Below are 23,507 nucleotides of genomic sequence, written 5' to 3'. Positions count from 1 at the left end.
TTTCGGGACATTATCCCAAGTTATTGACAGTCTCCATTAAAAAAATAACTTCTTTCTAGTCCTTTTTTACTAGGTAAAAAGTTATTTTTTATCAAAGATTTAACTTTTACTTATTCTTTTGATCCTGATTTTCAGGATCTTCAGCATTCAGCTTGTCAAGCAGGCCTTGCAGCTGGGCAAAGGCAGGGTTGACCTGGTCCTTCTTCCGGCTGGCAAAGCTTTGCTCTGACACCACTTCCCAGTCCTTGCCTTCAGGGTAGACGCCTTCGTCTTTTTCTTCTTCGGTCAAGACCGTCGTTGGGATGTTCAAAAGAATGTTGTCTTCAACTGCCCGCTGGATGTCGATCTTGTCGTCAGTCAAAGGGATGATCAAGAGGCCCAGCTCTTTTTCTTCTTGGGTTGGCTCATGGTCTGAGTAGTTTTCAACAAAAGAAAACTTTTGCTTCAGATCGACTGGGTGCAGGCTTCGAGAGGATGGCACGGACAATTCCGTTTCCACCTGGAAGTTGCCAGTGACAAAAGGCTCATCATAAAAGACTTGCCCTTCCACGTGAGCACTCTTGACTTCGTAGACCAGTTCCTTAGCCCGGTCGTAAAAGTCTTGGTCAAAGGTCAAGTCAGCCGAAACCGTGGTCATTGGCTCACGGCTGTTTTTTACTTGATAAAAAGAAAGTTCTAACATTAATTTACCTCGATTGGCCGGCGGCCAAAGTTCTGATCAACGCCGATCACCTGCTCAAAGAGGCGGTCGGTCCGGACTTGCAGGCCCAAAGTCCCCTCTTGTGCCTTCTTGCGGTCGACTTTAGAGACGATTTCGATTGCAAAATCCTTCCTATGCTTTTTCAAATACTTGCGGCCCCGCTTGCTGTAAGCTAAAAGCAGGGTTGAGGCATGGTCGAAGCTGCCATAGACATCGTCTTCAGTTACGTTTAGCAAGGTATACAGGCACAAGCGGCGCAGGCGCGAATACGTGTAGCGCTTGGACTTGACATGGCGCAGGAATTCAGAGAAGTTCTGAGCCAGGTGGATTTCGGCCTTCAGCTTGTACTCCAGCCCCTCGCTCATCTGGTAGATCTGCTGCAGCTCTTTCAGAGAAGCTGATTCTAGCCGGTATTTTAACAGCGGAAAAAGCAGATCCCAGTTAGGGAAGACCTTTTGGGCTGCCAAAGCGGAGATTTCCCCCTTAGGCAGCCACTGGGTCAGGTCTTCCTTGGCGTCTCCCTTTAAGAGCAGGTTGCGAATAGCGCTGGCGCTTTGGACGACTTCTTCTCTTTGCAAGATGTCGTCGTGGCCCGCCCCTACCCGGGTGACGGGTGACAGAGTCAAGGGCGAGCCCAGGTTGACATTGGCCACGGCGTAGGCCAGACCCAAAATGGCATTAGGTTCGCTGACCTCATGGCCAACTTCCCGAGCCACCATTTGGTTGTACTGGGTGGAATAAGTCTGGCTGTAGTCAGCGAATTCCTCTCTTTGCCGCGGGGTCTGGGCGATTTTTTGACCAAAATACTCAAAGTTTAAGTTGGCATCTTCCACGCCAAAAACCAGGTGCTCTGCACCCAGCTTGCTCAAAACTTCCACCCCGCCCGTCGCAAACAAGTCGGCGGCTTCGACGGCGTAAGAAAATGGCAGCTCAACGACTAAGTCAGCGCCAGCTTCAACCGCCGCCTTGGCCCTTGACCACTTGTCCAAAATGGCCATTTCGCCTCTTTGGACATAGTTGCCGCTCATCACGCAGATGATGGGGTCATCCCCGGCAATTAAGCGGGCCTGGTTCATCAAAAACTCATGCCCGCTATGAAATGGATTATATTCGGCAATAATCCCGGCTACGCTCATTATTCAGCCTCAAGTTCCAGCTTCTTGCCATCAGCCCACAATTTTTCCAGGTTGTAAAAGGCACGGGCATCCTCTGAGAAGATGTTGACAACGACGTCGCCCAAGTCAACCAAGAGCCATTCTGAGTCCCGGTTGCCTTCAACGCGGTAGTCGTAGTAGCCCTTTTCGTGGCAGGCTTCAATGATGGAGTTGGCGATGGCATGGAGCTGCCGGCTGGAGGTTGCGCTCGTTGCTACAAAGTAGTCAGCCAGGATGCTGATGCCGCGCATGTCGTAGGCTTCGGTGTCTTCACCGTGGCGTTCACTGATGGCGTTTAATACTAAGTCTAATAATTCTTCGCTCTTCAAATTTTGCTCCTATTTCTGTTTTGGATAGTAATGTTTTGCTTTTTAAAAAATCTACTTAACGGCCCAAACATTGTATGCCGCAAAGCTTCTTGGGTAGATCTTGGCCCGCTTTTCTGCCAAAAAGGCAATGGTATGGGCAAGTTCATAGCCAACCCCGGCGTCCAGGTTGCTATAGCTGACTTCCCGCGCTTCGTCGACGCCTGGAAAGTCCCGGCCTGGCTCGATAAAATCAGCGACAAAGACTATCTTGTCTAGCGTCGTCATCTCCGTGTCGGCCGTAGTGTGGCGGTTGACTGCTGTTAAAATTTCCTGGTCGTGGATGCCCAGGTCTCTTTCGATATAGTAGGCCCCCACGATCCCGTGCCAGATGGCCCGGTTCCAATTGAGCAGGTCTGGGTCAAAGCCCTGCTCTTTAATGGTCTTCACGTAGTCTTCAACTGGGATCTGCTTGGCATAGTCGTGGACAAAGCCGGCCAAAGCTGCCTTGTCTTCGTCATAGCCGTTCAGCTTGGCCAATTTTCTGGCCGTTTGGCTGACGCCGATGCAGTGCTTGAACCTTTTTTCATCCATCACGCTCTTTTCCTGCGCGATGATCTGATCACTTGTAAGGTCTGAAAAAGTCTTCTTAAAAACTAACTCAGTCAAGGTAAAGCCCCTTTTCAATGATATATTGACGGACTGGTTCAGGAACCAAGTAGCGGATCGAGGTCCCGACAGAAACGGCCCGGCGGATTGCAGTTGAACTTAGGCGCATGTCTGGCGCGTCCACCCAGATCATGGAGTATTTGGGGTCTTGCGGATAGCCCGGCCGGCGGATGCCGACCAAGGTGGCTAATTTAGCCAGTTCATCCGCATTCTTCCAGGTGTGGAAGGAGTTAACCTGGTCGCTGCCCATGATCAAATAGTAGGTGTTTTCAGGCGCCTTTTTGGTCAAGTAGCGCAAGGTATCGATGGTGTAAGACACGCCCCCTCTAAACAGCTCCAAGAGCTTGACCCGGAAGTGGGGGTTGTCCCGCGTTGCCAGATCCAGCATGGTGGCCCGGTCTCTAGCAGTCACCTTGAGCGGAGCATCTTTATGAGGCGGGATGTTGTCTGGGATAAACCAGACTTCATCTAGGTGCAGCTTGGTCAAGGCCTGCTCAGCCGCTACCAAGTGGGCCATGTGGACGGGGTTGAAGGTGCCGCCCATGATCCCAATCTGCTTGCCCTTTCTTTGATATTCTTCGCTTTTAACCTTTACTTGCGTTTCTTTACTGCAATCTACCAATGAGTCCATCTTTAACCTCTTAAATTAAAGCTCTTCTGGTTCCCAGGCCAATGCCGCCAGGCGTGTAAGCCTTGATGACGCAGCCTTCTGGAACAGTAATAAAACCAACCCCGGCAAACAAGACATCAGACCGATACTTGATGTGGTATTCTTGCCCCTTGAGCGGCGGCAAGTCGTCTTCTGCTGATGGCGGAGTCAACAGTTCACCGACGTGCTTAGCGTAAAATTCGTCGGCCTTCTCCGTCTTGGTCCGGTGCACGTACATGCTGCGAGAAGCATAAACCGTAAAGCTGGTGGATGGCCCTTGCAGGTAGTCAATCCGGCCAAGACCCGCCAAGAAGATGGTGTTGCCAGGCAAAAGCTGGTAAGTCGCTGGCTTCAGCGGCTTTTTCGGAGATACCAGGTCCAGTTCCTTAACGCTCAGCCGGCTAGCCAGCTGCTTTTTGGTCAAGATCCCGGGCGTGTCGACTAAAAAGTGGCCGTTATCCAGCGGAATTTCGATCTTGTCTAAAGTGGTCCCCGGGAAGCGGGAAGTCGTGATCAGGTCTTGCACGTCCCCCATCTTATCAATGATGGCATTGATCAGGGTCGACTTGCCGACATTGGTAGTCCCAACAAAGTAAACATCCTGGTCTTGGCTATTGGCGTTCAAGTACTTGATCAAATCGTCCAGGTTCTTCTTCTTAGCGGCACTGATCAAAAAGATTTCCTTTGGGTAAAGGCCCATCCGGTTGGCTTCTTGCCGCATCCAGTCCTTGATCTTGCTTTCCTTAGAGTTCTTTGGGAAGAGGTCAAACTTGTTGCCGACCAGGATAAAGTCATTTTGGCCGACAAAGCGCTTGAGGGAGGCGATCAAGGAATTAGAGAAGTCAAACAGGTCAACAACGTTGACAATCAAGGCCTTCTTGCTGGACAGGCTGTTGAGCAAGGCTAAAAAGTCGTCGTTGTCTAAGGCGACTGGCATGATCTCGTTATAATGGCGCAAGCGGAAGCAGCGCTGGCAGTAGACTTCTTCGTTTTCCCCATCTAAAACCTTCTGCAAGGCACTTTGGGGCAAGTAGCCAGGCAGGCTCTTGTCTTCGCTTTGCAGGCTGGCTCCGCAGCCGATGCAGCGAATTTCTTCACCCATGGAAAAATCCTCCTTTTAATTTTTTCTACCTTCAATTATATAAAAAATACTTCATGAGCACAAAGAAAAAACGCACCTAGCAGATGCTAGATGCGTCTCTTAGTGACTTAAGCCAAAGCCTTCTTAGCAGTTTCTGCTAAAGCAGCAAAAGTCTTTTCGTCGTTGTAAGCAATGTCAGCCAACATCTTGCGGTTCATGTCAACGCCAGCAAGCTTCAAGCCGTGCATCATCTTTGAGTATGACAAGCCGTTTTGACGAGCAGCAGCGTTGATACGAGCGATCCACAATCTTCTGAATTCGCTCTTACGCTTCTTACGGTCACGGAATGCGTACTTGTATGAAACAAATAATTGCGTACTTGCGGCCTTAAATTGAACGTGCTTTGAACCACGGTAACCCTTGGCAAGCTTCAAAACCTTCTTACGACGTGCGCGTGTAACGGTACCACCTTTAACTCTTGGCATCTGAAAATCCTCCTAATATCGTTAGTGTATTAAAAAATAGTAAATTAACGCATTTGGGAAAGCATTTGCTTGATGCGCTTCAAGTCGCTGCGTGAAACCATAGCGGCTTTTCTCAAATGACGACGTTGCTTCTTAGTCTTGCCGTGGAAACGGTGGCCAGTGAAGGCGTGGTGACGCTTCAAACCGCCGTTACCAGTTCTCTTAAAACGCTTAGCTGAAGCGCGGTGGGTTTTCATCTTTGGCATGGTAAAATTCCTCCAATTAACTATTTTTTACTTTTGTCTTTATCGCTCTTAGGACTGAGCATTAAAAACATCTGACGGCCTTCCATCTTCGGCCGGCTGGTTACAACAGCAATATCCGAAGTCTCATCGGCCATCTTTTCAAGCACTTGTTGTCCTAATTCCTTGTGCGTGATTGCGCGGCCTCTGAAACGAATCGAAACACGAACCTTAGCGCCTTCTTTTTCTAAGAACTTACGTGCATGCTTCAACTTGGTTTCGAAGTCATTGCCTTCAATCGTTGGACTTAAACGAATTTCCTTAACGCTCACTTGCTTAGAGTTCTTGCGGGATTCCTTCAGCTTCTTTTGTTGTTCGAAGCGGTACTTCCCGTAATCAAGAATCTTGGCAACTGGTGGCTTGGCATTTGGTGAAATCAAAGCCAAATCTAAGCCGGCATCGCTTGCTTGGCGCAAAGCTTCGTTTCTTGACACAACCCCAACTTGTTCGCCGTCAGCATTGATTAAGCGAACTTCACGAGCACGAATGCTTTCGTTGAGGATCATGCTATTTTGTTTCTGTGGTATAACTGTTCACCTCCATGTTAATCTCGAGGACAAGAAAAAAGCGGGTAAATAACACCCGCCTTAAAAATCAACAGAAAATATCGATTTGCCTAGAGGTTAAATAACTTAGGCGAGAAGCGGGGGCTTCTTCTTGTTCTCAACTTCTACTATTGTACTAGGTCTAAGATTGCCCGTCAAGGACTAATTTCACTTTCAGCCTGATTACTTAAAGCTTAATTTTGCCAATTGCAACAGGAACGTATTCCTTATATGCTTGGAGCATTTCTTTAACGACTTTCTCTGCCAAAGGCAGGCTCAATCTTTCATTCAGCTTCTCTTGGAAGTCGGCAAAGCTAATCACTTCATCCTTGAGAGAAATCTCCGCAAACAGTTTGTCGATCTCATGCGCATCCTCAGCGCTGATCTCGTAATAGAGCAAAAATGCTGCTCGATTTTTAGGCATACCAAGCTTGTCGATGCAGTCTGCTAAGACCGATTTGATCAAATACAGTTGATAGTCCAATTCATTTCCTTCTGACATTTTATACCACGAACTCCAATGCTTGTCTAATCCAAAAGGCTAATGTTCTAGCAGTACTTGATTTTACTCCCGATGAAATTAAGGCCCTAGCCACTTGACTTTCTACTGTTGCAAATGGCAGCGATTCCCACTTTAGGAGTTTTCTAAATGTTGGAGTTATTATGTTTAAAAAGTGTCCAACCTTAACTGCAGCACTTCTCCCAGCTATTTTATCAACGGCTTTAATTAATAGATTTTTGTTCTTTAAAACTTTTTTTATGACAAATTTGGCACTTTTGCCTACTGCAAGTTTTGATTCATTCAGTGAACCATCACTCACAACATTAATTCCATTTGTTGGAATTTGGAACACCTGGGTATCATTATTAGATTGTTGGTTCAAACTAGTATCTTCAGCTGCTTGAGCAACACTAACAGTAGTATCCGTAAAAACAGTTCCAAAAGCCAAAAAAGCTAATATGCAAGCCACAATTTTCTTAAACTTCATTACAATATCCTCCGAAATATAAAGTATATAAAACACACTAACATTTTTATCTACTTTCAACCAGTAATCTGCTTGTACTTAGCAGCGCTGATGTATTCGACGTAGGAAACGTACTATTCGACGTAGGAAACGTACTGGCCCTTATGTTTGATGGTAAGGTAGCCCTTAGCTGGGTCATAGCCGCCTACGCTGGCCAGCTGGTAGTTTTCTTTTTGTCCCCTTTCATCATAGATGGTCACGTTCGTGTAGTTTTGAGTGCCGGTGGCAACTTTAGCGTAGCTGGTTTCAGCCTTGATAAAAGGATTGATCCGATCGGTCACTGAGTTGTGGACCAGCATGAAGAAGGCTGCGACGCCGGCAGCAAGGATAGCGATGGCAGTTAAAATTTTAGTCAGTTTGTTCATATCTATATCTCCATTTAATTCTTGTAAATCTGAATTTCTTGCTTGGCAAGTTCAATAATGTAATCACACTGCTGCCAGACAGCTGGTGAGTGCGTGGCGATCAATAAAGTAGCGTCTGAGCCAAAGTCACTTAAAAGTGAATACAGGACCAGCTGGCCGTTTCCTACGTCCAATGACCCGGTTGGCTCATCGGCAAAGATGATCTGCAGCTTTTTGAGCAGGATCCGGGCCAAAGCCACCCGCTGCTGCTCCCCACCGCTTAAGCTGTAGGCCGTCTGAGCCAGGTCAGCCCTAACGTCCAAATGGTCAAGTACTTGCCGCATCAGCTTCTGCTTTTCCTTCCGGCTGCCCTTGGCATCGGCTAAGCCAATAGCCAGGTTGCTTTCAATGCTTTCATTGTCAATCAAAGCAAAATTTTGAAAGACATAGCCGAATTTTTCCCGACGCAGCCGTTTGATGTTCTGCTTATTGACCTCAAGGTCATCGATCAAAACACGGCCGCTAGTAGCTTTTTCCAAGCCGCTCAGCATATTCAGTAAGGTACTCTTCCCCGCCCCGCTGCGGCCAACAATGGCATAGCTCTTGCCGCTTTCCAGCTGAAAGCTGCTTTCTTTTAAGATGACTTTTTCATCAAAAGATTTGCTTAGTTTTTCTGCTTTTATCATAATCTATCCTCAGTTTCCGCGGTTTAAGCCCCGCAGCATATTGCTCTCCGCCTGCTTAGCGCTCAAAGCGATAGCAGCAACTTCCAGAGCCGCTAGAAGTAGGCCAAGCCAGAAAATACCTGCCTGCCCCTGCCGGACCAGCATAATGGTCAGCAAAGCCAAATCGGTCAAGGCATTGGCTAGGGCAAACTGACTGACCAGCTTGCGGTTGCTTAAGCCAAAGACCTGGTAGACAGTCAGCCGCCGCTTTTTGCTCTCAAAGAAGCTGGCACTGACATAGCTGACCATGAAGAACATCTGCGTCAATGACAAAACCGCGATAACGCCAATAATCGACAGTTCTGTTAGGAGCTGGGCATAAAGGCTGGCAGCCGTACTCTTGACATTGGTGATGCCATTGACGAAGCTGGTCAAACCAGTCTCTTTGATCCCCTTCTGCAGCTTGGTCAGACTTGGAAAGACTACTTGTCCTTGAGTCAAACTGGCCGTAAAGAAGTCGTCAGACAATAGTTTTGCGTCAATTGCCAGGATGATCGGATCAGTAGAAACCGAATTAGCAATATCTTGACCAGCCGTATAATTAAAGACCTGCTGGCTTTGGATGTAGACTAGCTTATATTTGATTTGCTTAGTTTTCCCATAGACATTGGGCAAGGTCTGCTGGAACTTGATCCAGGATTTTGCCTGCTTTTTAAAGGCCGCTTTTTGGTAAGCCCGGTCTTTCGGGATTAGGATGTAAACGGTCTTCGCGTCATTTACTGTCACCTGTTTCCCCTGTTTATCTTTGACTGAACTGGCTTTTAAGAAGGCTGGATTAACAACCAAGACGTTGCCGTTTTGGATGTCGGTACTGGACTGAGCCGGCTGAAACTGCTGGGCATTTTTGGCAAGGACGGCCTGCTTGTCACTGGCCACCAAGCGGTGCACCTTCCGGTCGATTTCCTTTACCCGCTTATCGTTGCCCTGGTCGACTTGGCCAAGGTTAGCAATATAGCTGGCCGGCTTCTTTTGCCAAAGCTGCATGATCTGTTTATCTTGCTGGTAGGCAGAGTATTTTTGCCCTAAGCTGGCCAGGTTTACACCAAGCAAGAGTACGATGGCTATTTTTAAAATGTAGCCTAAGTATAAGAAGCCCTTGCCGGAAAACTGCCCCTTGATGGCCGCGTAAGGCTTGATCAAGGCCAGGCTGACATAGGAAATGAAGTCAAAGATCCAGTAAGTTACGGATAATGCCAAGAGAAGCAGGAAGATCGCCTTAATGTAAAAGAGGCTGCCCTGGCCGTTTAATGATCTAGCCGCCAGGAGGCTGAAGAATATCAGGGGCAGGAGAACCATCAATGTAAAAGGAAGGATTTCTTTAGCGAAGTCGCGGCGGAAGATTTTTTCCGAACTTAAGCCATTGACCTGCAAAATAGCGTACTCTTTGTAGCGGAAGGACTTGTCCAGAATCATGATAATCAAGAGCATCCCCAACAAACTGGAGAAGACCAGGAGTCCATCTTGATAAACCGTATTGTTCAAGAGCTCATCTTTAAAGGAAGATTTGTAGACAGTCACCTGCAAACCAGCTTCGCTTAAGTCAGAGGCTAAGGAAGCAAACTGGGCAGTTGTAGCATTGGTATAGTAGTTGCCTAAAACGTCCTCAAGCATCAATTCACTCTTGCTTAGGCGTTTGACCTGGCTGTTCTTCCGCCAGGAATATTGTGTGTTGCTGCTGGAATTAAAATTGTAGACCAGCTTGGTGTTTTTACCATCCTGGTCAAGCAAGCGCAGCTTGACCAGGTCGATCCCAGCTGATTCGGCATCTTTGACCAAGAGCTGATAGATCTCTTTCTTCGACTTTTTCTTGTCCCACGACGTAATCGACACGACTTGGTGCAGATTTGGAACGCTCTGCAAATCATAGTCCTGCACCAGGCTAAGCAAGAGCCAGGATAAAACGACGACAATTGCCGCGAACAAGGTGTTTTTAATTTTTGAAATCATATCTATCCTTAAAAATATAACTCACAGCATTCACTACTGTGAGTTATAATCACGACAATTATTTTACGTCGTAGTAACTTTGGTTGCCAGCCGCTGCTTTTGCTGCTGATGCACGTGCTTGAGTTTTTTCCTTGATCCAGCCACTAGTCACATAATACTTACCCTCTACTGATGCCTTGTGGGTCTTTGAATTATGAGAGTAATATGACCAAACATACTTTGAACCAACACCATAATTCCAAGTACCACCTTGTGCATCAATCACATATGATGAAGCCAGGACTGGAACAGCTGAAAACGCAATGGCTGTAGTGGCAAAAACTGCCACTGCAAAACTTTTAATCTTATTCATAATAGCTTCCTTTTTTTATAATTTTTGATTTGTTCTAAGTTTACCATCCCTACATTTTCTCATCAATAACCATATTATTCCTTTTAAGTAATATTTTCTGCAAAAATATACTTGTATATTGAAATGAATACGTCTTATACTTAAGAAATAAATTCGATTAAGTTCAATATTAATCTATTCCATCAAGCTGATGTATACAAGAACAGCCGCCAATATAACTCCAGCTGCAAATGTGATCCAATTGATAATCTTTTTGACTCTGTCAGAAACTGAATCACTCCGCAAAAGTTCATAACTGCCTAAGCCTGCCAGTGATATCGGAATAATGTTCCAGTAGTTGCCATTGTGGTGGGTCAAATGATCAACAACATAAGCCAAAATGAACATAATCAACGTATTCGCAAGAATTTTCACAATAATCTGCTTCATATTTCCTTCTTTCTCCTCTTTTAATTCGCTTTCTTTTGAAATTAACATATGCAGTCATACTAATCAAGTAAACTTCCCATTCGCTTTTATCAATCATTCATCTAAAATATATCCTTGTATACACAAAAACATCCCGCCTCAGAATTGAGACAGGATGTTTCATCTTTCCAATTAACAATATCGTAAACTTGTATATCGTAAACTTGTAAAGTATAATATTGTAAACTGTATTATTGCTAACGAGGTGTTTTAATGTTTATCGGCAGAAATCAAGAGCTTACAGCTTTGAATAAGCTCTACCAAGAAGACAGCTTCCAATTTGCGGTCATCTATGGCCGCCGTCGTATCGGGAAAACCAGCTTGATCAACCAATTTCTAAAAGACAAGCGGGCAATCTACTTTACCGGCCTTGAAGAAAAAGCCTTGGAAAACCTGGCTCGTTTTTCTGACGCGATCCACGCCTACGAAGATCCTAGCTATCTGGATGGACCTATTTTTGCCTCCTTTGAGCAGGCCTTCAAATATCTCGTCCATCTCTCTGAGAAAAATGACCGCTTAATTTTGGCCATCGATGAGTTCCCTTACCTGGCGAAAGCCTATCCACCAATCAGTTCCATGCTGCAGTCCTACATCGACCATTATTTTAAACAGAACAAACTCTTTCTCATCCTCTGCGGCAGCTCCATGTCCTTCATGGAAAAGCAGGTCCTTGGCTACAAGAGCCCTCTTTATGGCCGCAGAACTGCCCAGTTTAAGCTGAAACCTTTCAGCCTGCATGATGCCGAAGATTTTTTCCCGCAATTAAATAAGGAAGAAGTTTTTGAACTCAATGCCATCACCGGCGGAATTCCCCTCTACCTGTCCTTGATGTCTCCAGAAAAATCCCTTAGGGACAACATTAGGAACAATTTTTTAACAACCAGCGCCATGCTCTATGCCGAACCGATGAGTCTGCTCAATCAAGAACTCCGCGAGCCGGCAAGCTATAGCTCCATCATCAGTGCCATCGCGGCCGGGGCCAGCCGGCAGTCAGAAATCTCGACTAAAACCGGTATTGCCAGCGGCGCCCTAAGCCCTTACCTGGACAATTTGATCGACCTGGGCATTGTCGAAAAAAGGGTGCCGGTTACGGAAATTGATAAAGCCAGAAGCCGGAAAACTATCTATACAATCAAGGACGGCATGTTCCGCTTCTGGTATACCTTCGTCGGCAAACGAGTCAGTTTTATCGAACGGGGGATTACTGAGCCGATTTTGGACTACATCATGAAGCAGCTTCCCCACTTTATGGGACCAGAATTTGAAAAGCTCTCTCAAGAATACCTCTGGTCAAAGCTGTTTGACCCTGACCTGGTGCCAGAGCCTTTTGTAAACTTAGGCAATTGGTGGGGACCAGATCCTAAGGAAAAAAAGCAAATCGAAATGGACATTGTCGGTTTCGATGACCAGAAGCTGAACGGCTACTTTGGCGAATGCAAGTGGAAAAATGAGCCAATCTCCGCCGATATTCTCAAAACCCTTATCTACCGGAGCAGCCTTTTCCCTGCTGCTAAGAAAAATTACTATCTTTTCTCCAAGACCGGCTTTACTGACAAATGCCGCCACCTAGCCCAGCAAGTCGACTGCCATTTAATTACCTTCGACATGATGTAAATCCAAATAAAGAAGCACATACACAAAAACATCCCGCCTCAGAGTTGAGGCAGGATGTTTTGTTATGTCAGAAAGGGTTCAATTCTAATGAAACATGGACTTAGTCTTCACGGGAGTAGCTGGCTACGTCCTTGCTCAACTTGTCCATAAATTCGTCCAGGCTTTCGCTGTTTTGTTCTTCAGTCCCGTAAGGGCGAACGTTGACCGTGCCAGCGTTCATTTCATCATCGCCCAGTACCAAAGTGTAAGGTACCTTTTGGGTTTGAGACTCACGAATCTTGTAGCCCAGCTTTTCATTTCTGAAGTCGATTTCAGCTCTGAAGCCCTTAGCAATCAATTCGTCGCGAACCTTCTTAGCGTAGTCTGAGTGAGCATCCAAGTTAACTGGGATGATTTCAGCTTGAACAGGTGCCAGCCAAGTTGGGAAGGCACCCTTGTAGATTTCAGTCAGGTAAGCGATGAAGCGTTCCATAGTACCAACGATCCCGCGGTGGATCATGACTGGACGGTGTTCTTCACCATCAGCACCAACGTAAGTCAATTCAAAGCGTTCTGGCAGCATGAAGTCCAGTTGGATGGTTGACATGGTTTCGTCGTTGCCCAAAGCCGTCTTAGTTTGGATGTCCAGCTTTGGACCGTAGAAGGCAGCTTCACCTTCTGCTTCAACGTAGTCCAGACCCATGTCGTCCATGGCAGCCTTCAGCATGCTTTGGCTTCTTTCCCACATTTCATCGTTGGCAAAGTACTTGTCAGTGTTCTTTGGGTCACGGTATGAAAGACGGAAGTAGTAGTCGTTAATGTTGAAGTCGTGGTAAACGTCCATGATGATCTTCAAAGTACGAGCAAATTCTTCTTGCACTTGGTCTAAGGCAACGAAGGTGTGGCCGTCGTTCAAAGTCATTTCCCGAACGCGTTGCAGACCTGACAGGGCACCTGACTTTTCGTAGCGGTGCATCATCCCCAGTTCAGCGATCCGGATTGGCAGTTCACGGTAGGACCGGATGTGGTGCTTGTAGATTTGGATGTGGGATGGGCAGTTCATTGGCCGCAATTCCAGCCATTCGCCTTCACCCATGTCCATTGGTGGGAACATGTCTTCACGGTAGTGTGCCCAGTGGCCGGAAGTCTTGTAAGCATCCAGGTTCATCAAAACTGGCGTGTAAACGTGTTGGTAGCCAGCTGCAACTTCCTTGTCCACAATGTAGCGTTCGATGATCCGGCGGATCGTCGCACCCTTTGGCATCCAGTAAGGAAGACCAGCGCCAACCTTAGGGTCAACGAAGAAGAGGTCCAGGTCACGGCCAATGGTCCGGTGGTCGCGTTCCTTGATTTCAGCCCGGCGCTTCAGGTCTGCTTCAAGGTCAGCTTCCTTAAAGAAGGCAGTACCGAAGATTCTTTGCAGCATTGGGTTTGAGCTCTTACCCTTCCAGTAAGCCCCAGCTACTGACAAAAGCTTGAACTTCTTGATCTTGCCAGTGTTTGGCAAAAGTGCGTCAAAGCCAAAGTCAACGAAGTCGCCAAGCTTGTAGGCGTCAACAGTTTCGCCGTAGTTAGCCAACAATTCTTGCTTGTATGGATCATCCTTGAAGGCGTCTGCCAATTCGCTCTTAGCTACTTGCACGTGTTCAATAGCTTGGCCGTTCTTGACAGCCTTTTGCAAAGCCTTTTCTAATTCTGGCAATTCGGTAACCTTGATTTGGTCTTCCTTGTCAGTTTCGATGAAGAAGCCATTTTCAGAAATTTCGGCTTGGCCCAGCTTGATTTCTGGGTACTTTTCCTTAACGATGGCTTCCAAAACAAAGGCTACAGTAGCTCTTAAAACGCTCAAGCCTTCAGCATCCTTGTTAGTCAAGATAGCAACTTCGTGATCTTCGGCAAGTGAGAAGTCAAGTGGCTTAACTTCACCGTCAACCTTGCCAGCTACGGCATTCTTAGCCAATGAAGTAGAAATGCTGCTGGCCAATTCACTAACAGTTACAGCTGATTCGAATTCTTTCTTTGAGCCATCTGGCAGAGTCAAAGCAAAACTCATAAAAATCCTCCAAGAACAAAAAAGTCCCGAGTATGTAACATACTCGGGACGAATAATAATCGTGGTTCCACCCAAAATTCAGACCTGCCCGCTTTTGGGCATAGTCTCTCTTCAGGACCGGTAATGGGGTCCAGCCTCAAATTAACTTTTGGGAATATAGAAGGTGGGGTCCTTTACAAATGGGGGCTTCCAGAACTAGGCCCCTCTCTCTGAAGCGAAAGGATCATGTCTTCTAGTTACTTCTTGATTATACCCCCTGATCAAAATAAGGCAAGCCTTTTTTATCAATTATTTCCAAAACGGCGGTTGGCGCCGCTGATCTGAACTTCTTGAGCTAAATACCGCACTCTTTGCATTAAACGCTTCGCCTTGGCAGGTTCATCAGAATTTCTAGTTTTGGCAAAATGGTCTTCTAATGCGTCCATGTCCAAGTTCGAAGTGAAAAAGGTTGGCAGATCGTTATCCATCCGCGCTTGTAAAATCACTCCTAAAACATCATCTCTTGACCAAGGACTGAGGCTTTCAGCACCAATATCATCCAAGATCAAGACATCGCAGTAGGCCACGCGGTGAATTTCATCTTGCAGGCTGTTGTCATCGAAGTGACTAGACAAACTTGAAATAAAGGTTGGCATATGCAAAAAGATGACTTTTTTGCCTAAACCAGCAGATTCGTTAGCTACTCCAGCCATAATGTAGGTTTTACCTACACCGAAGTCACCACTTAAATATAATCCCCTTGCTGGTGATCCTGCTTTTAGATTGTTAAAGAATCTTGCGATGCCTTCAAGTGCTTCTCTTCGTCCGTTAAAGTCAATATCGCCTAACTTTACGCGGCGCAATTTTTCTGGTAAGTCGATCAGCTCAATGCGCTTTTGAGTAGCCCGCTGTTTGTCTTCCTCTACCTTTTCAGCAGTTGCTTCATACTTTATACCAACACCGTGACCTTCGACAAAAAGCTTTGGCACATAGCCCGCTAGGACCTTGTCATGGCCATCTTTTTGCTGCCAATACTCGTAGATATTGGCAAAAGTGGCATAAACGCCATCCCGAGTCAATTCATCCTTGTGCTTTTCAAAAAAGGCGTGAACGTCTGGATCAGAAAAAACGCGGCTCTGCAAATCTTTGTAAGACTTTTTTGAAAAGTCTCGTTGATTCTTCTTAGCGGCTTCAGCCACCTGATCTTTTAGCACATCACCAATTGCCTTCATCTACTCACCTCTTGTCCTTGTCAGGATTGATATTGTTTAACATTTTCCGCAATTCATCATCGGAAAGATCAATCTTATCATTAAACTCTTTCTTGGACCAATCCGTAACCTTCTCAGTCGTTCTTTGCGGCGTGTAGCTCCGCTTCTTTTGCTGGTTATTAAGTGCCCGCTCTCTCACATATTTCAGCGCTGCTTCTGGCGTCGTGATCTTCTTTTGCAGCCAGTCGTTGGCGATCCGCCCCGCCAAATCCTGGGTAACCACTGACTGGTAGTTCAGACAGGTGTAAACCAGGGCATTGATCAAGCTGGGCGCTAGCCCCACTTGGCTTTGCAGGTTGTTGATCACAAAGCGCTCTCTTGCCGTAGAGAAGCCGCCCTTTTTCTTTTTTAAATCGCTCAAAAATTCCGCAGGCGCCTTTTCATGCATTTCAGTTAACAGCGCCTGATCACGCTGGTCGCCGGCCACCTGCTGCCCTTGCTCTTGCTGCTTTAAGACCTCTTGCCGGCGGTGGTCAGCCTTAAAGTTGTAAGCCAGGCTCTTTCTGATGGCAGCGGGATTGAGCTGGTAAGAGCCGTGCAGCGTTGGCAAAGTCTCATCCACGAATTCCTGCTCGCTTAAGCCGTACAGCTCCATGATCGACTGGATCTCGCCTTGGCAGCGGTCCACCTCACTGGCTGGGATCTGGTATCTGGCAAAGCAGTCTTTTAAAAATTGCCAGTCCACCTGCTTGACCTTGAGCTGGACCGGCTCGTCTTTCACTTGGACGTTTTCCCGAGCTGCCACCTTAACCTCACTTGATGGGTCCATCACTTCTTCATCTGGCAGTCTGAAGACTTCGAAAAAGGATGCGGACACGTCTTCCAGGTTTTCCAGCTGCCGCTCTTGCCTTTTGGCATTTCTGGCAAAGGTCCGGCTCAATTGGCTGAAGCGGGGACTGCCGACTTTTTCTCTTAATAAACTGGCCAATAAGTCCGTATTAAAAAAGTAGCCAGCATCTGGCACCTTGTTTAATTTAAAGGCCAATAAATCCCCCATCACCTGGTTGTGGCTGACGTAGGTGGTGAGCAGGCCTGTGGCTTCCAGCTTGTGAATGGCAACAAACAGCTGCCTTAAGCTGCAGTCCAGCAACTCTTGTAAATTGTATAAAGCCGGCGTTTTTGACAGGGGCTGGTAAGCGTCAAATTCTTCTAGCAGGGTCTGGTACAAGGCCACCCCCAAAGCGCCAACTAAGGGCTGATAGAGCCGGATCAGGACTTTTTCCTGCTTGGGTTCTAGCGTCAGCTCATTCATGACCAGGTAGCGCTGCTTGGGATTAGAATTTTGGTACATCAAATCACTTCTTACTGTGCCGGTCCATCATGTCCTCCATGGTCTTCATGAAGCTGGACATGTCGGTGAACTGGCGGTAGATGCTGGCAAAGCGGATGTAGGCCACGTCGTCGATGTCAGCTAATTGGTCCATGACCAGCTCCCCAATTTCCTTAGAAGAGATTTCGCTGACGCCCTTTGACCGAATGGCATTTTCCACGCTGTCTACCAGCTTGTTTAACTGCTCGCTGGTCACTGGCCGCTTTTGGCAGGCAGCAGCCACCCCGTTCAAGATCTTTTCCCGGTTAAAGGCTTCGCGGGTACCGTCATTTTTAATGACCAATAAAGGCGTTTGTTCAACCCTTTCAAAGGTGGTGAAGCGGTAGCCACAGCTTTCGCATTCTCTTCTTCTTCTGATCGTGCGGCCTTCGTCGGTTGGACGGGAGTCGATGACGCGGGAGGCATTTTCATGACAATTTGGACAAAGCATAGTAGGTCTCCTTTCAGGCAAGCTCTGCCAGTAGTTGATCCAATTTCTTTCTTAGTGCTTCTATTGTACCAGTATTTTCAATGATATAGCTAGCCCGGCGGCGTTTTTCCGCCAAAGGCAGCTGGGCTTTAATCCTTTTTTCAGCTTCAGCTGCTGTTAGACCATCTCGGGCCATCAGCCGCCTTAATTCCTCAGCTTCTGGCAGGTCGATCAAGACCGTCAAATCGCAGTACTGGTCCCAGCCTGCCTCAAACAACAGCGGCACGTCTAATACGCAGACTTTAGCCGTGCTTTGCGCCATCTGCCTTTTGACTTCTTTCAAGATCTCCCTTTGGGTGACGGTGGATAATCTCTTTAAAGCATCGGGATTGCTAAACACGTACTGGCCTAACTTTTTCCGGTCCAGGGTCTGGTCTTCTTTAAAAAATACATCCCCGAACTCTTTCTTAATCGCTAGCCACCCAGCTTGCCCCACTTCGGCCTGCTGGTGGGCGATTAGGTCGGTATCGATAATCTGGCAGCCCATATCCTGCAAAATCTTCGACGCGGTCGACTTGCCGGTGGCGATTCCGCCGGTTAGGCCTAAAAAAAGCGTCATGACTTGAGCCTCTGGCAGTTTGGACAATAAGTGGTCCCCCGCCCATTGACCTTGATCTTGACCAATTTTTCCCCGCATCTTAAGCAGTCTTCTCCGGCCCGGCCGTAGACTTCCAGCCGGTCTTGGTAACCGCCCGCCTGCCCTTCAGCGTTTAAAAAGGAGTGGACGGTTGTCCCGCCTAATTTGGTGGCTTCTTTGATGGTCGAATTAATTGCCTCATACAGGTCCTGAACCTGCTGTTTAGTCAAATCCTTGGGCTCAGCTACCGGGTTGATCTTGGCCTGCCACAAAACCTCGTCAACGTAGATGTTGCCAAGACCAGCCACCACCGTCTGGTCTAAAAGCAGGTTCTTGATCTTTTTGGTCTTATTTTTCAAGGCTTTGGCAAAATAGTCCTCGGTAAATTCCGGACTTAAGGCTTCTGGGCCCAGGTGCTTGATCCCGGTGACAATCCGCTCAGTTCCCGTTTCCACCAGCTGCAGGCGGCCGAACTTGCGGACATCGTCATAGCGCAAGGCACTGCCATCGGTAAAGACGAACTGCAGGTGCTCGTGCTTTTCTCTTGGCGCATCCGCCGTAGTCAGCCGGTACTTGCCCTCCATGCGCAGGTGGGACACGATGGTCAAGTCGCCCAGGCGAAAGAGGAGGTACTTGCCATAGCGGTCGATTTTTTCAATGGTCTTCCCCTTCAGCTGCTGTTGAAAAGACTTCACATCTCCGACGATAACCTTGTCATACCAAACGTCAACGCGCTTGATCGTTTTACCAGCCGCTAAGGGCGTCAGGGTCCGCCTGACCGTTTCTACTTCCGGCATTTCTGGCATTTGCTTCACCTTCCTTTTTGTCAGTTATTTACTACTTAGCGTCATACCAGTCATGGCCGTAGCCGCTGTCCGCGATTAGCGGTACATCCAGCTGAACGGCTGACTGCATGACCTCTGGCACGATCTTCTTAACAGTTTCCAGTTCGTCTTTTGGCACGTCAAAAATGAGTTCGTCATGCACTTGCACGACCATCTTGGTCTTCAAGCCCAGTTCATCCAGCTTCTTTTGCATGTTGATCATGGCGATCTTCATGATGTCGGCGGCAGAGCCTTGGATTGGGGAGTTGATGGCAGTCCGCTCAGCAAAGGAGCGGACGTTAAAGTTCTTGGCGTGGATGTCTGGCAGGTAGCGGCGGCGGTGCATGATGGTTTCGGCATAGCCTTTTTCTCTAGCATCCTTAACAGCCTGGTCCATGTAGGCCTTGATGCCTGGGTATTGGTCAAAGTATTCAGCGATGAATTCCTTAGCCTGCTTTCTGGAGATACCCAGATTTTTAGACAAGCCGTAATCGGAAATCCCGTAGACGATCCCGAAGTTGACCGCCTTGGCCCGCCGTCTTTCAAGCGGCGTTACTTCATCAATTGAGTTCAAGTGAAAGATCCGCATGGCCGTGTGGGCGTGGATGTCGTAGCCGGTCTTAAAGGCCTCTTGCATATTGGCGTCGCCTGACACGTGGGCCAAAACACGGAGCTCAACTTGGGAGTAGTCGCAAGAGTAGATATAGCCGTCTGGCGTTGACGGAACAAAGGCCTTTCTAATCTGCTTGCCTTCTTCGGTCCGGGTTGGGATGTTTTGTAGATTAGGGTCAACTGAAGACAGGCGGCCCGTCGCCGTCAAGGTTTGCAAGTAGCGCGTATGGATCTTGCCGTCTTCCGGGTCGATCACGTCTAACAGGCCCTTAACGTAAGTGGACTGGATCTTGGCAATCTGCCGGTATTCAAGGATGTCGCTAACGACTGGACTCTTTTCCTTGAGCTGGTCCAAAACTTCGACAGAAGTGGAATAACCGGTCTTGGTCTTTTTAATGACTGGCAAGCCCAATTTTTCAAAGAGGATCACGCCTAATTGCTTTGGAGAGTTGATGTTGAACTTTTCACCAGCTTCTTGGTAGATTTTCTCTTCAAGAGCCTTCAAGCGTTCTCCAAAGTCATCTTCCAGTTCCTTGAGCTTAGCTGGTTCGGCCTTGATCCCGTTTAATTCCATCTTGGCCAAGACCTTGGCGGTTGGCATTTCGATGGTGTCAAAGAGGTCGTCTTGCTCGTGGTCCTTTAATTTTGCCAAAAGCGGCGCCTTCAAGGCCTTGATGGCCGCAATCTTGCCGGCCAGGTGGTTGAAAAAGACCTCGTCTGCTTCTGGAATCTTGGCGCTCTTGCCCTTGCCATAAACTTCCAGGTCAGACTTTAAATCGAAATAGTCATAGCCCTTGACCAGTTCGCCCAAGTCGTTAGAATTTTTCTCATTGTCGACTAGGTAAGAAGCTAGGAGCAGGTCAAAAGTCATGCCGGCAGCCTGGATATCAAGACGGGAAAGACCGTAGGTTACCCGCTTTAAGTCAAAGACATCTTTTTCGACCTTTTTGTCTTCAAGTAGAGTCTTCAGCTTTTCTTCTTTGAGCAAAGCCACGTCCCGGCTGACAAAAGTCTTATCGCCCATTGCCAAAGCAAAGCCGGCAAATGGCGCTTGGTGGTAGTTGTCGCCCAGCATGGCCAGGTAAAAGACAGCGTGGTCAGAATCTGGAATTTCGCCTAAGTTGTTGGCCGTTAAGACCGTGTATTCTTGCTTTTTAACTTCTGTGGTTTCTTCTGTTAGTTCGCCCGCCTTAGCCAAGTCCGCCAAGAAGCGGCGGAAGTTCATTTTTTCATAAAAGCGGCGGAGGTCGTCGACGTTAGGACCAGAGTAAGTCAAATCATCTAAAGTCACTTCGACCGGCGAATCGCAGTTGATCGTGGCCAGCTTTTTACCCAAAAGGGCATTGTCCTTGCCAGCAATCAGGTTCTCCTTTAACTTGGACTTCTTCATTTCGCCAACGTGCTCATAAAGATTTTCCACACTGTGGTACTGCTGGATGAGCTTAGAAGCGATCTTTGGCCCTACCTTGGCCACGCCTGGGTAGTTGTCGGATGGGTCGCCCATCAGGGCCTTCATGTCGATGAATTCAGTCGGTGTAACGCCGTTAACCTCCTTCATGTGCTCTGGGGTAAAAGCCTCCAGCTTAGTGACGCCGGACTTAGTCACGTAAACCGTGACGTGGTCGCTAGCCAGCTGAGTCAAGTCCTTGTCACCGGACACGACGGCGACTTCCATCCCGGCTTCTGCACCCCTTTTAGCCAGGGTCCCGATGATGTCGTCAGCTTCATAGTTGACCAGTTCGTAGCTCTTGATGCCCAGATCCTTCAGCATTTCCCGGATGTAAGGCAGCTGCTCAGACAGTTCGACCGGAGTCTTGTCACGTCCGCCCTTATACTCCTTGTACATGCCGGTTCTAAAGGTGACCTTGCCCGCGTCAAAAGCTACTAGTACCTTGGTTGGGGCTTCTTGCTTTAAAACGACATCCAGCATGTTTTTAAAAGCGTAAATGGCATTGGTGTGCAAGCCTTCAGCGTTTTTAAACTTGTCCAGCTGCTGGTACATGGCAAAAAAGGCCCGGAAGGCGACGGAATTGCCATCGATTAAGAGAAGTTTGTCTTTAGTCATGTTTTTGCTCATCCTTCAAAATAAAAAAACTGTCAAAATATCTACTAAATATTCTAACAGTTTTTTGACTATTCTTAAGCTATTTCGCCTGATCGCTGGGCTTAATTTCCTTGTAAAAAAGCACAAAGAGGCAAACGACCAAAACGCCTAAGAAGATAAAGGCGTGCTGGGTACCAGCAGCGGTGTTGGCGCTAGTGGCATGGCCGCCTTGGCTGAGAGCGACGATCGCGGAAGTAAGCGACGTCCCGATGGCGCCGGCAAATTGCTGAACGGTGTTCATGAAGGCATTGCCTTGGGACTGCTCTTTTTGGTCCAGTTGGGCCAAGGCGTCAGTCATGACGTTGCCCATCAGCATCCCCATCCCGGTCATGTAAAGGATGTAGATGAGACAGATTTCCAGGTTGTTCATGTAAAGGGAAATCGCCGCAAAAGCCAGGATTTCGGCTGCCATCAAGGCCACCCCGGTCAAGATTGGCTTTCTCGCCCCGTACTTGTCGTACATGTGGCCGCCGACTAGGCTCATCAAGGCGCCGGCCACCCCGGCTGGCATGACCAAGAGGCCAGCAGCTAAAGCGGTGTTGCCGTTAACCAGCTGGACGTAGTTAGGCAGCAAGAAGGCGTTGCCTAAGGAGCAAAGCTGGACCAGCAAGAAGCCTAACAGGTGGGCCGAGAAGGCCTGATTTTTTAGCAAGGCAAAATTCAAGATTGGCTGCTTTAAGTGGCTGGACCGCTTGAGCAAGAGAATAATTGCGATGATAGCGAGCAGGATCGAAATGATGGTTTCGGCGCCAAATTCGCTCAGCTTGCTGAAGCCGTAGATCATGCCGATAAAGAAGATGGCAATGAGGACGATGCTGAGGGCATCGGGCGTGATCTTGACGATCTTGGACTTTTGCTGGATGCCGTAGATGCCAAGGAAAAGGGAGATCAGGATCAAGGGAATCAGGAAGTAAAAGACGCAGCGCCAGCCCAGACTGTTGATGATGATCCCGCCAAAAGTGGGCCCAAGGGCCGGGGCAATCCCGGTGATCAGGTTGCCAAAGCCCATCATCGTCCCGATACGGTCCACCGGCACCTGCTCTAAGATGATGTTGAACATCAGAGGCAGCGCAATCCCGGTCCCGGCACCCTGGATAGCCCGGCCGAGCAGCAGCAGGCTAAAGTTCGGCGCAAAGCCGTCGATGAGAAGACCGGCTAAAAAGAGCAAGTTGGCCGTGATGAACAGCTTTTTAGTCTTAAAAGTGGACTTTAAAACGGCGGACAGCGGCACGATGACGGAGATGACCAGCAGGTAAATGGAGGTCATCCACTGGACGACGTTGGTGGCAACGCCAAATTCTTTCATTAAGGTTGGAAAGGCGACGTTCATCGCGGTTTCGACCAAGACCCCGCTAAAGGACATGAGGCCGGTGGCGGTGATGGCCGCGTAGACTTTTCCTGGTATTTTCGATGTTTTGTGTGACATTTTACCCTTCTTGTTTGATATACATTAAAACTTTACGAGTGGCTGCTAATTCGTCATCGGTGAACTGGTGCTTAAGCTGCAGATCATCGTCGATGATGACTTCTTTCAGCTTGGGCACCAGGTCCTTGCCAGCTGGCGTCAAAGCAACCAGCTTCTGCCTTTTGTCAGCGGGATCAGGCAGGCGGGTCACCAGGCCCTTTTTCTCCAGGCGCTGCAGCATAACGGTGATGGTCGAGCGCTGGACACCCATTTCCTGGTCAAACTGGTGTTGGTTGACTTGGCAATCAGGCTGATTGGACAGGAAGTCGATGGCGTGGACCTGCACCCGGGTCAAGGGGAGGCTGGCGGCGACTTGCTTAGGCTGGTCGATGCTCTTGGCCGCTTCTTTGATGAGCTTGCGGATGGGTTCGATTTTTTCCAAGTTGGTGCTCCTTTCGTTAGTAGTCTAACGAATATTATAGGGCAAGATTTGTTAGATGCCTAACTTTTTTGAGGGGGTACTGCTGGCGGCTAGGCTGGGGAGTTTTTTTATAAAA

The 23,507-nt window shown here is 47.9% G+C and carries 26 protein-coding genes and 1 other annotated feature; of the genes, 1 reads left to right on the top strand and 25 read right to left on the bottom strand.

The window, feature by feature from the left end; genetic code table 11:
- Positions 1 to 106: 106 nt before the first annotated feature.
- From FC20_RS03785 to FC20_RS03710, 16 genes are all read right to left on the bottom strand, one after another.
- On the bottom strand, positions 107 to 682 hold the full coding sequence (locus tag FC20_RS03785) for a DUF177 domain-containing protein (protein WP_008459454.1): 576 nt from the start codon (positions 680 to 682) through the stop codon (positions 107 to 109).
- Positions 682 to 1,836 (bottom strand): nucleotidyltransferase, encoded by a 1,155-nt coding sequence (locus FC20_RS03780; RefSeq protein ID WP_008459455.1) that lies wholly within the window; start codon positions 1,834 to 1,836, stop codon positions 682 to 684. The genes FC20_RS03785 and FC20_RS03780 overlap by 1 nt, the downstream gene beginning before the upstream one ends.
- Positions 1,836 to 2,183 carry a ribosome silencing factor gene (gene rsfS, locus FC20_RS03775; protein ID WP_008459456.1) on the bottom strand — a complete coding sequence of 116 codons (348 nt, stop codon included), beginning with the start codon at positions 2,181 to 2,183 and terminating at the stop codon, positions 1,836 to 1,838. The genes FC20_RS03780 and rsfS overlap by 1 nt, the downstream gene beginning before the upstream one ends.
- Before the next feature lie 51 nt (positions 2,184 to 2,234).
- The gene (gene yqeK, locus FC20_RS03770; protein WP_008459457.1) at positions 2,235 to 2,828 is read right to left on the bottom strand and encodes a bis(5'-nucleosyl)-tetraphosphatase (symmetrical) YqeK; all 594 of its coding nucleotides are present in this window, start codon (positions 2,826 to 2,828) and stop codon (positions 2,235 to 2,237) included.
- Positions 2,821 to 3,459 (bottom strand): nicotinate-nucleotide adenylyltransferase, encoded by a 639-nt coding sequence (locus FC20_RS03765; protein ID WP_008459458.1) that lies wholly within the window; start codon positions 3,457 to 3,459, stop codon positions 2,821 to 2,823. The genes yqeK and FC20_RS03765 overlap by 8 nt, the downstream gene beginning before the upstream one ends.
- A 10-nt stretch (positions 3,460 to 3,469) precedes the next feature.
- A complete protein-coding gene (gene yqeH / locus FC20_RS03760; protein ID WP_008459459.1) occupies positions 3,470 to 4,579 on the bottom strand; it encodes a ribosome biogenesis GTPase YqeH in 1,110 nt (369 codons plus the stop codon).
- 107 nt (positions 4,580 to 4,686) lie between these two features.
- Positions 4,687 to 5,043 (bottom strand): 50S ribosomal protein L20, encoded by a 357-nt coding sequence (gene rplT, locus FC20_RS03755; protein ID WP_002879237.1) that lies wholly within the window; start codon positions 5,041 to 5,043, stop codon positions 4,687 to 4,689.
- Between the two features lie 44 nt (positions 5,044 to 5,087).
- Complete coding sequence (rpmI, locus tag FC20_RS03750; protein ID WP_002879235.1) at positions 5,088 to 5,288, bottom strand: 50S ribosomal protein L35; 201 nt, start codon at positions 5,286 to 5,288, stop codon at positions 5,088 to 5,090.
- 20 nt (positions 5,289 to 5,308) lie between these two features.
- Positions 5,309 to 5,830, bottom strand: a complete 522-nt coding sequence (gene infC / locus FC20_RS03745; RefSeq protein WP_008459484.1) for a translation initiation factor IF-3 — start codon at positions 5,828 to 5,830, stop codon at positions 5,309 to 5,311.
- 47 nt (positions 5,831 to 5,877) lie between these two features.
- Positions 5,878 to 5,989 (bottom strand) — a sequence feature (ribosomal protein L20 leader region).
- A 67-nt stretch (positions 5,990 to 6,056) separates the two neighbouring features.
- Positions 6,057 to 6,353 carry a hypothetical protein gene (locus FC20_RS03740; RefSeq protein ID WP_054667823.1) on the bottom strand — a complete coding sequence of 99 codons (297 nt, stop codon included), beginning with the start codon at positions 6,351 to 6,353 and terminating at the stop codon, positions 6,057 to 6,059.
- A 19-nt stretch (positions 6,354 to 6,372) separates the two neighbouring features.
- Entirely contained in the window at positions 6,373 to 6,858 is a 486-nt protein-coding gene (locus FC20_RS03735; protein WP_008459487.1) for a hypothetical protein, read from the bottom strand.
- Positions 6,859 to 6,971: 113 nt separating this feature from the next.
- The gene (locus FC20_RS03730; RefSeq protein WP_008459489.1) at positions 6,972 to 7,262 is read right to left on the bottom strand and encodes a YxeA family protein; all 291 of its coding nucleotides are present in this window, start codon (positions 7,260 to 7,262) and stop codon (positions 6,972 to 6,974) included.
- A gap of 14 nt (positions 7,263 to 7,276) precedes the next feature.
- Positions 7,277 to 7,927, bottom strand: coding sequence for an ATP-binding cassette domain-containing protein (locus FC20_RS03725; protein ID WP_008459491.1), 651 nt, complete (start codon positions 7,925 to 7,927; stop codon positions 7,277 to 7,279).
- A 9-nt stretch (positions 7,928 to 7,936) separates the two neighbouring features.
- Positions 7,937 to 9,913, bottom strand: a complete 1,977-nt coding sequence (locus FC20_RS03720) for a bacteriocin-associated integral membrane protein (protein WP_008459493.1) — start codon at positions 9,911 to 9,913, stop codon at positions 7,937 to 7,939.
- Between the two features lie 58 nt (positions 9,914 to 9,971).
- The gene (locus tag FC20_RS03715) at positions 9,972 to 10,265 is read right to left on the bottom strand and encodes a lactococcin 972 family bacteriocin (RefSeq protein WP_008459495.1); all 294 of its coding nucleotides are present in this window, start codon (positions 10,263 to 10,265) and stop codon (positions 9,972 to 9,974) included.
- A gap of 174 nt (positions 10,266 to 10,439) precedes the next feature.
- Positions 10,440 to 10,694: a hypothetical protein gene (locus FC20_RS03710; RefSeq protein WP_008459496.1), complete on the bottom strand. Its 255-nt coding sequence runs from the start codon at positions 10,692 to 10,694 to the stop codon at positions 10,440 to 10,442.
- Positions 10,695 to 10,946: 252 nt separating this feature from the next.
- Between FC20_RS03710 and FC20_RS03705 the strand changes: the two genes are divergently transcribed.
- Positions 10,947 to 12,347 (top strand): ATP-binding protein, encoded by a 1,401-nt coding sequence (locus tag FC20_RS03705; protein ID WP_008459498.1) that lies wholly within the window; start codon positions 10,947 to 10,949, stop codon positions 12,345 to 12,347.
- 100 nt (positions 12,348 to 12,447) lie between these two features.
- Here FC20_RS03705 and thrS read toward each other — a convergent pair whose 3' ends face one another.
- The 9 genes from thrS to FC20_RS03660 form a co-directional block, all read right to left on the bottom strand.
- Positions 12,448 to 14,379 (bottom strand): threonine--tRNA ligase, encoded by a 1,932-nt coding sequence (thrS, locus tag FC20_RS03700; RefSeq protein ID WP_008459501.1) that lies wholly within the window; start codon positions 14,377 to 14,379, stop codon positions 12,448 to 12,450.
- 284 nt (positions 14,380 to 14,663) lie between these two features.
- Positions 14,664 to 15,590: a primosomal protein DnaI gene (gene dnaI / locus FC20_RS03695; protein ID WP_008459504.1), complete on the bottom strand. Its 927-nt coding sequence runs from the start codon at positions 15,588 to 15,590 to the stop codon at positions 14,664 to 14,666.
- A gap of 4 nt (positions 15,591 to 15,594) precedes the next feature.
- Positions 15,595 to 16,920 (bottom strand): DnaD domain protein, encoded by a 1,326-nt coding sequence (locus tag FC20_RS03690; RefSeq protein WP_008459506.1) that lies wholly within the window; start codon positions 16,918 to 16,920, stop codon positions 15,595 to 15,597.
- Positions 16,921 to 16,924: 4 nt separating this feature from the next.
- A complete protein-coding gene (gene nrdR / locus FC20_RS03685) occupies positions 16,925 to 17,389 on the bottom strand; it encodes a transcriptional regulator NrdR (protein WP_008459508.1) in 465 nt (154 codons plus the stop codon).
- A 13-nt stretch (positions 17,390 to 17,402) separates the two neighbouring features.
- A complete protein-coding gene (gene coaE / locus FC20_RS03680) occupies positions 17,403 to 17,987 on the bottom strand; it encodes a dephospho-CoA kinase (protein ID WP_039942964.1) in 585 nt (194 codons plus the stop codon).
- Positions 17,984 to 18,811 (bottom strand): DNA-formamidopyrimidine glycosylase, encoded by an 828-nt coding sequence (mutM, locus tag FC20_RS03675; protein ID WP_008459513.1) that lies wholly within the window; start codon positions 18,809 to 18,811, stop codon positions 17,984 to 17,986. Before mutM ends, coaE begins: the two co-directional genes overlap by 4 nt.
- 31 nt (positions 18,812 to 18,842) lie before the next feature.
- Complete coding sequence (gene polA, locus FC20_RS03670) at positions 18,843 to 21,506, bottom strand: DNA polymerase I (RefSeq protein WP_008459514.1); 2,664 nt, start codon at positions 21,504 to 21,506, stop codon at positions 18,843 to 18,845.
- Between the two features lie 79 nt (positions 21,507 to 21,585).
- Positions 21,586 to 22,971, bottom strand: coding sequence for an MDR family MFS transporter (locus tag FC20_RS03665; protein ID WP_008459516.1), 1,386 nt, complete (start codon positions 22,969 to 22,971; stop codon positions 21,586 to 21,588).
- Between the two features lies 1 nt (position 22,972).
- A complete protein-coding gene (locus FC20_RS03660) occupies positions 22,973 to 23,392 on the bottom strand; it encodes a MarR family transcriptional regulator (protein WP_008459518.1) in 420 nt (139 codons plus the stop codon).
- Positions 23,393 to 23,507: the final 115 nt, after the last annotated feature.

This window comes from Lactobacillus equicursoris DSM 19284 = JCM 14600 = CIP 110162, from assembly GCF_001434815.1.
In the GTDB taxonomy this organism is placed as follows: domain Bacteria; phylum Bacillota; class Bacilli; order Lactobacillales; family Lactobacillaceae; genus Lactobacillus; species Lactobacillus equicursoris.
The sequence above is the reverse complement of the archived record's forward strand: the minus strand, read 5'-3'. Positions and strand labels throughout refer to the sequence as shown.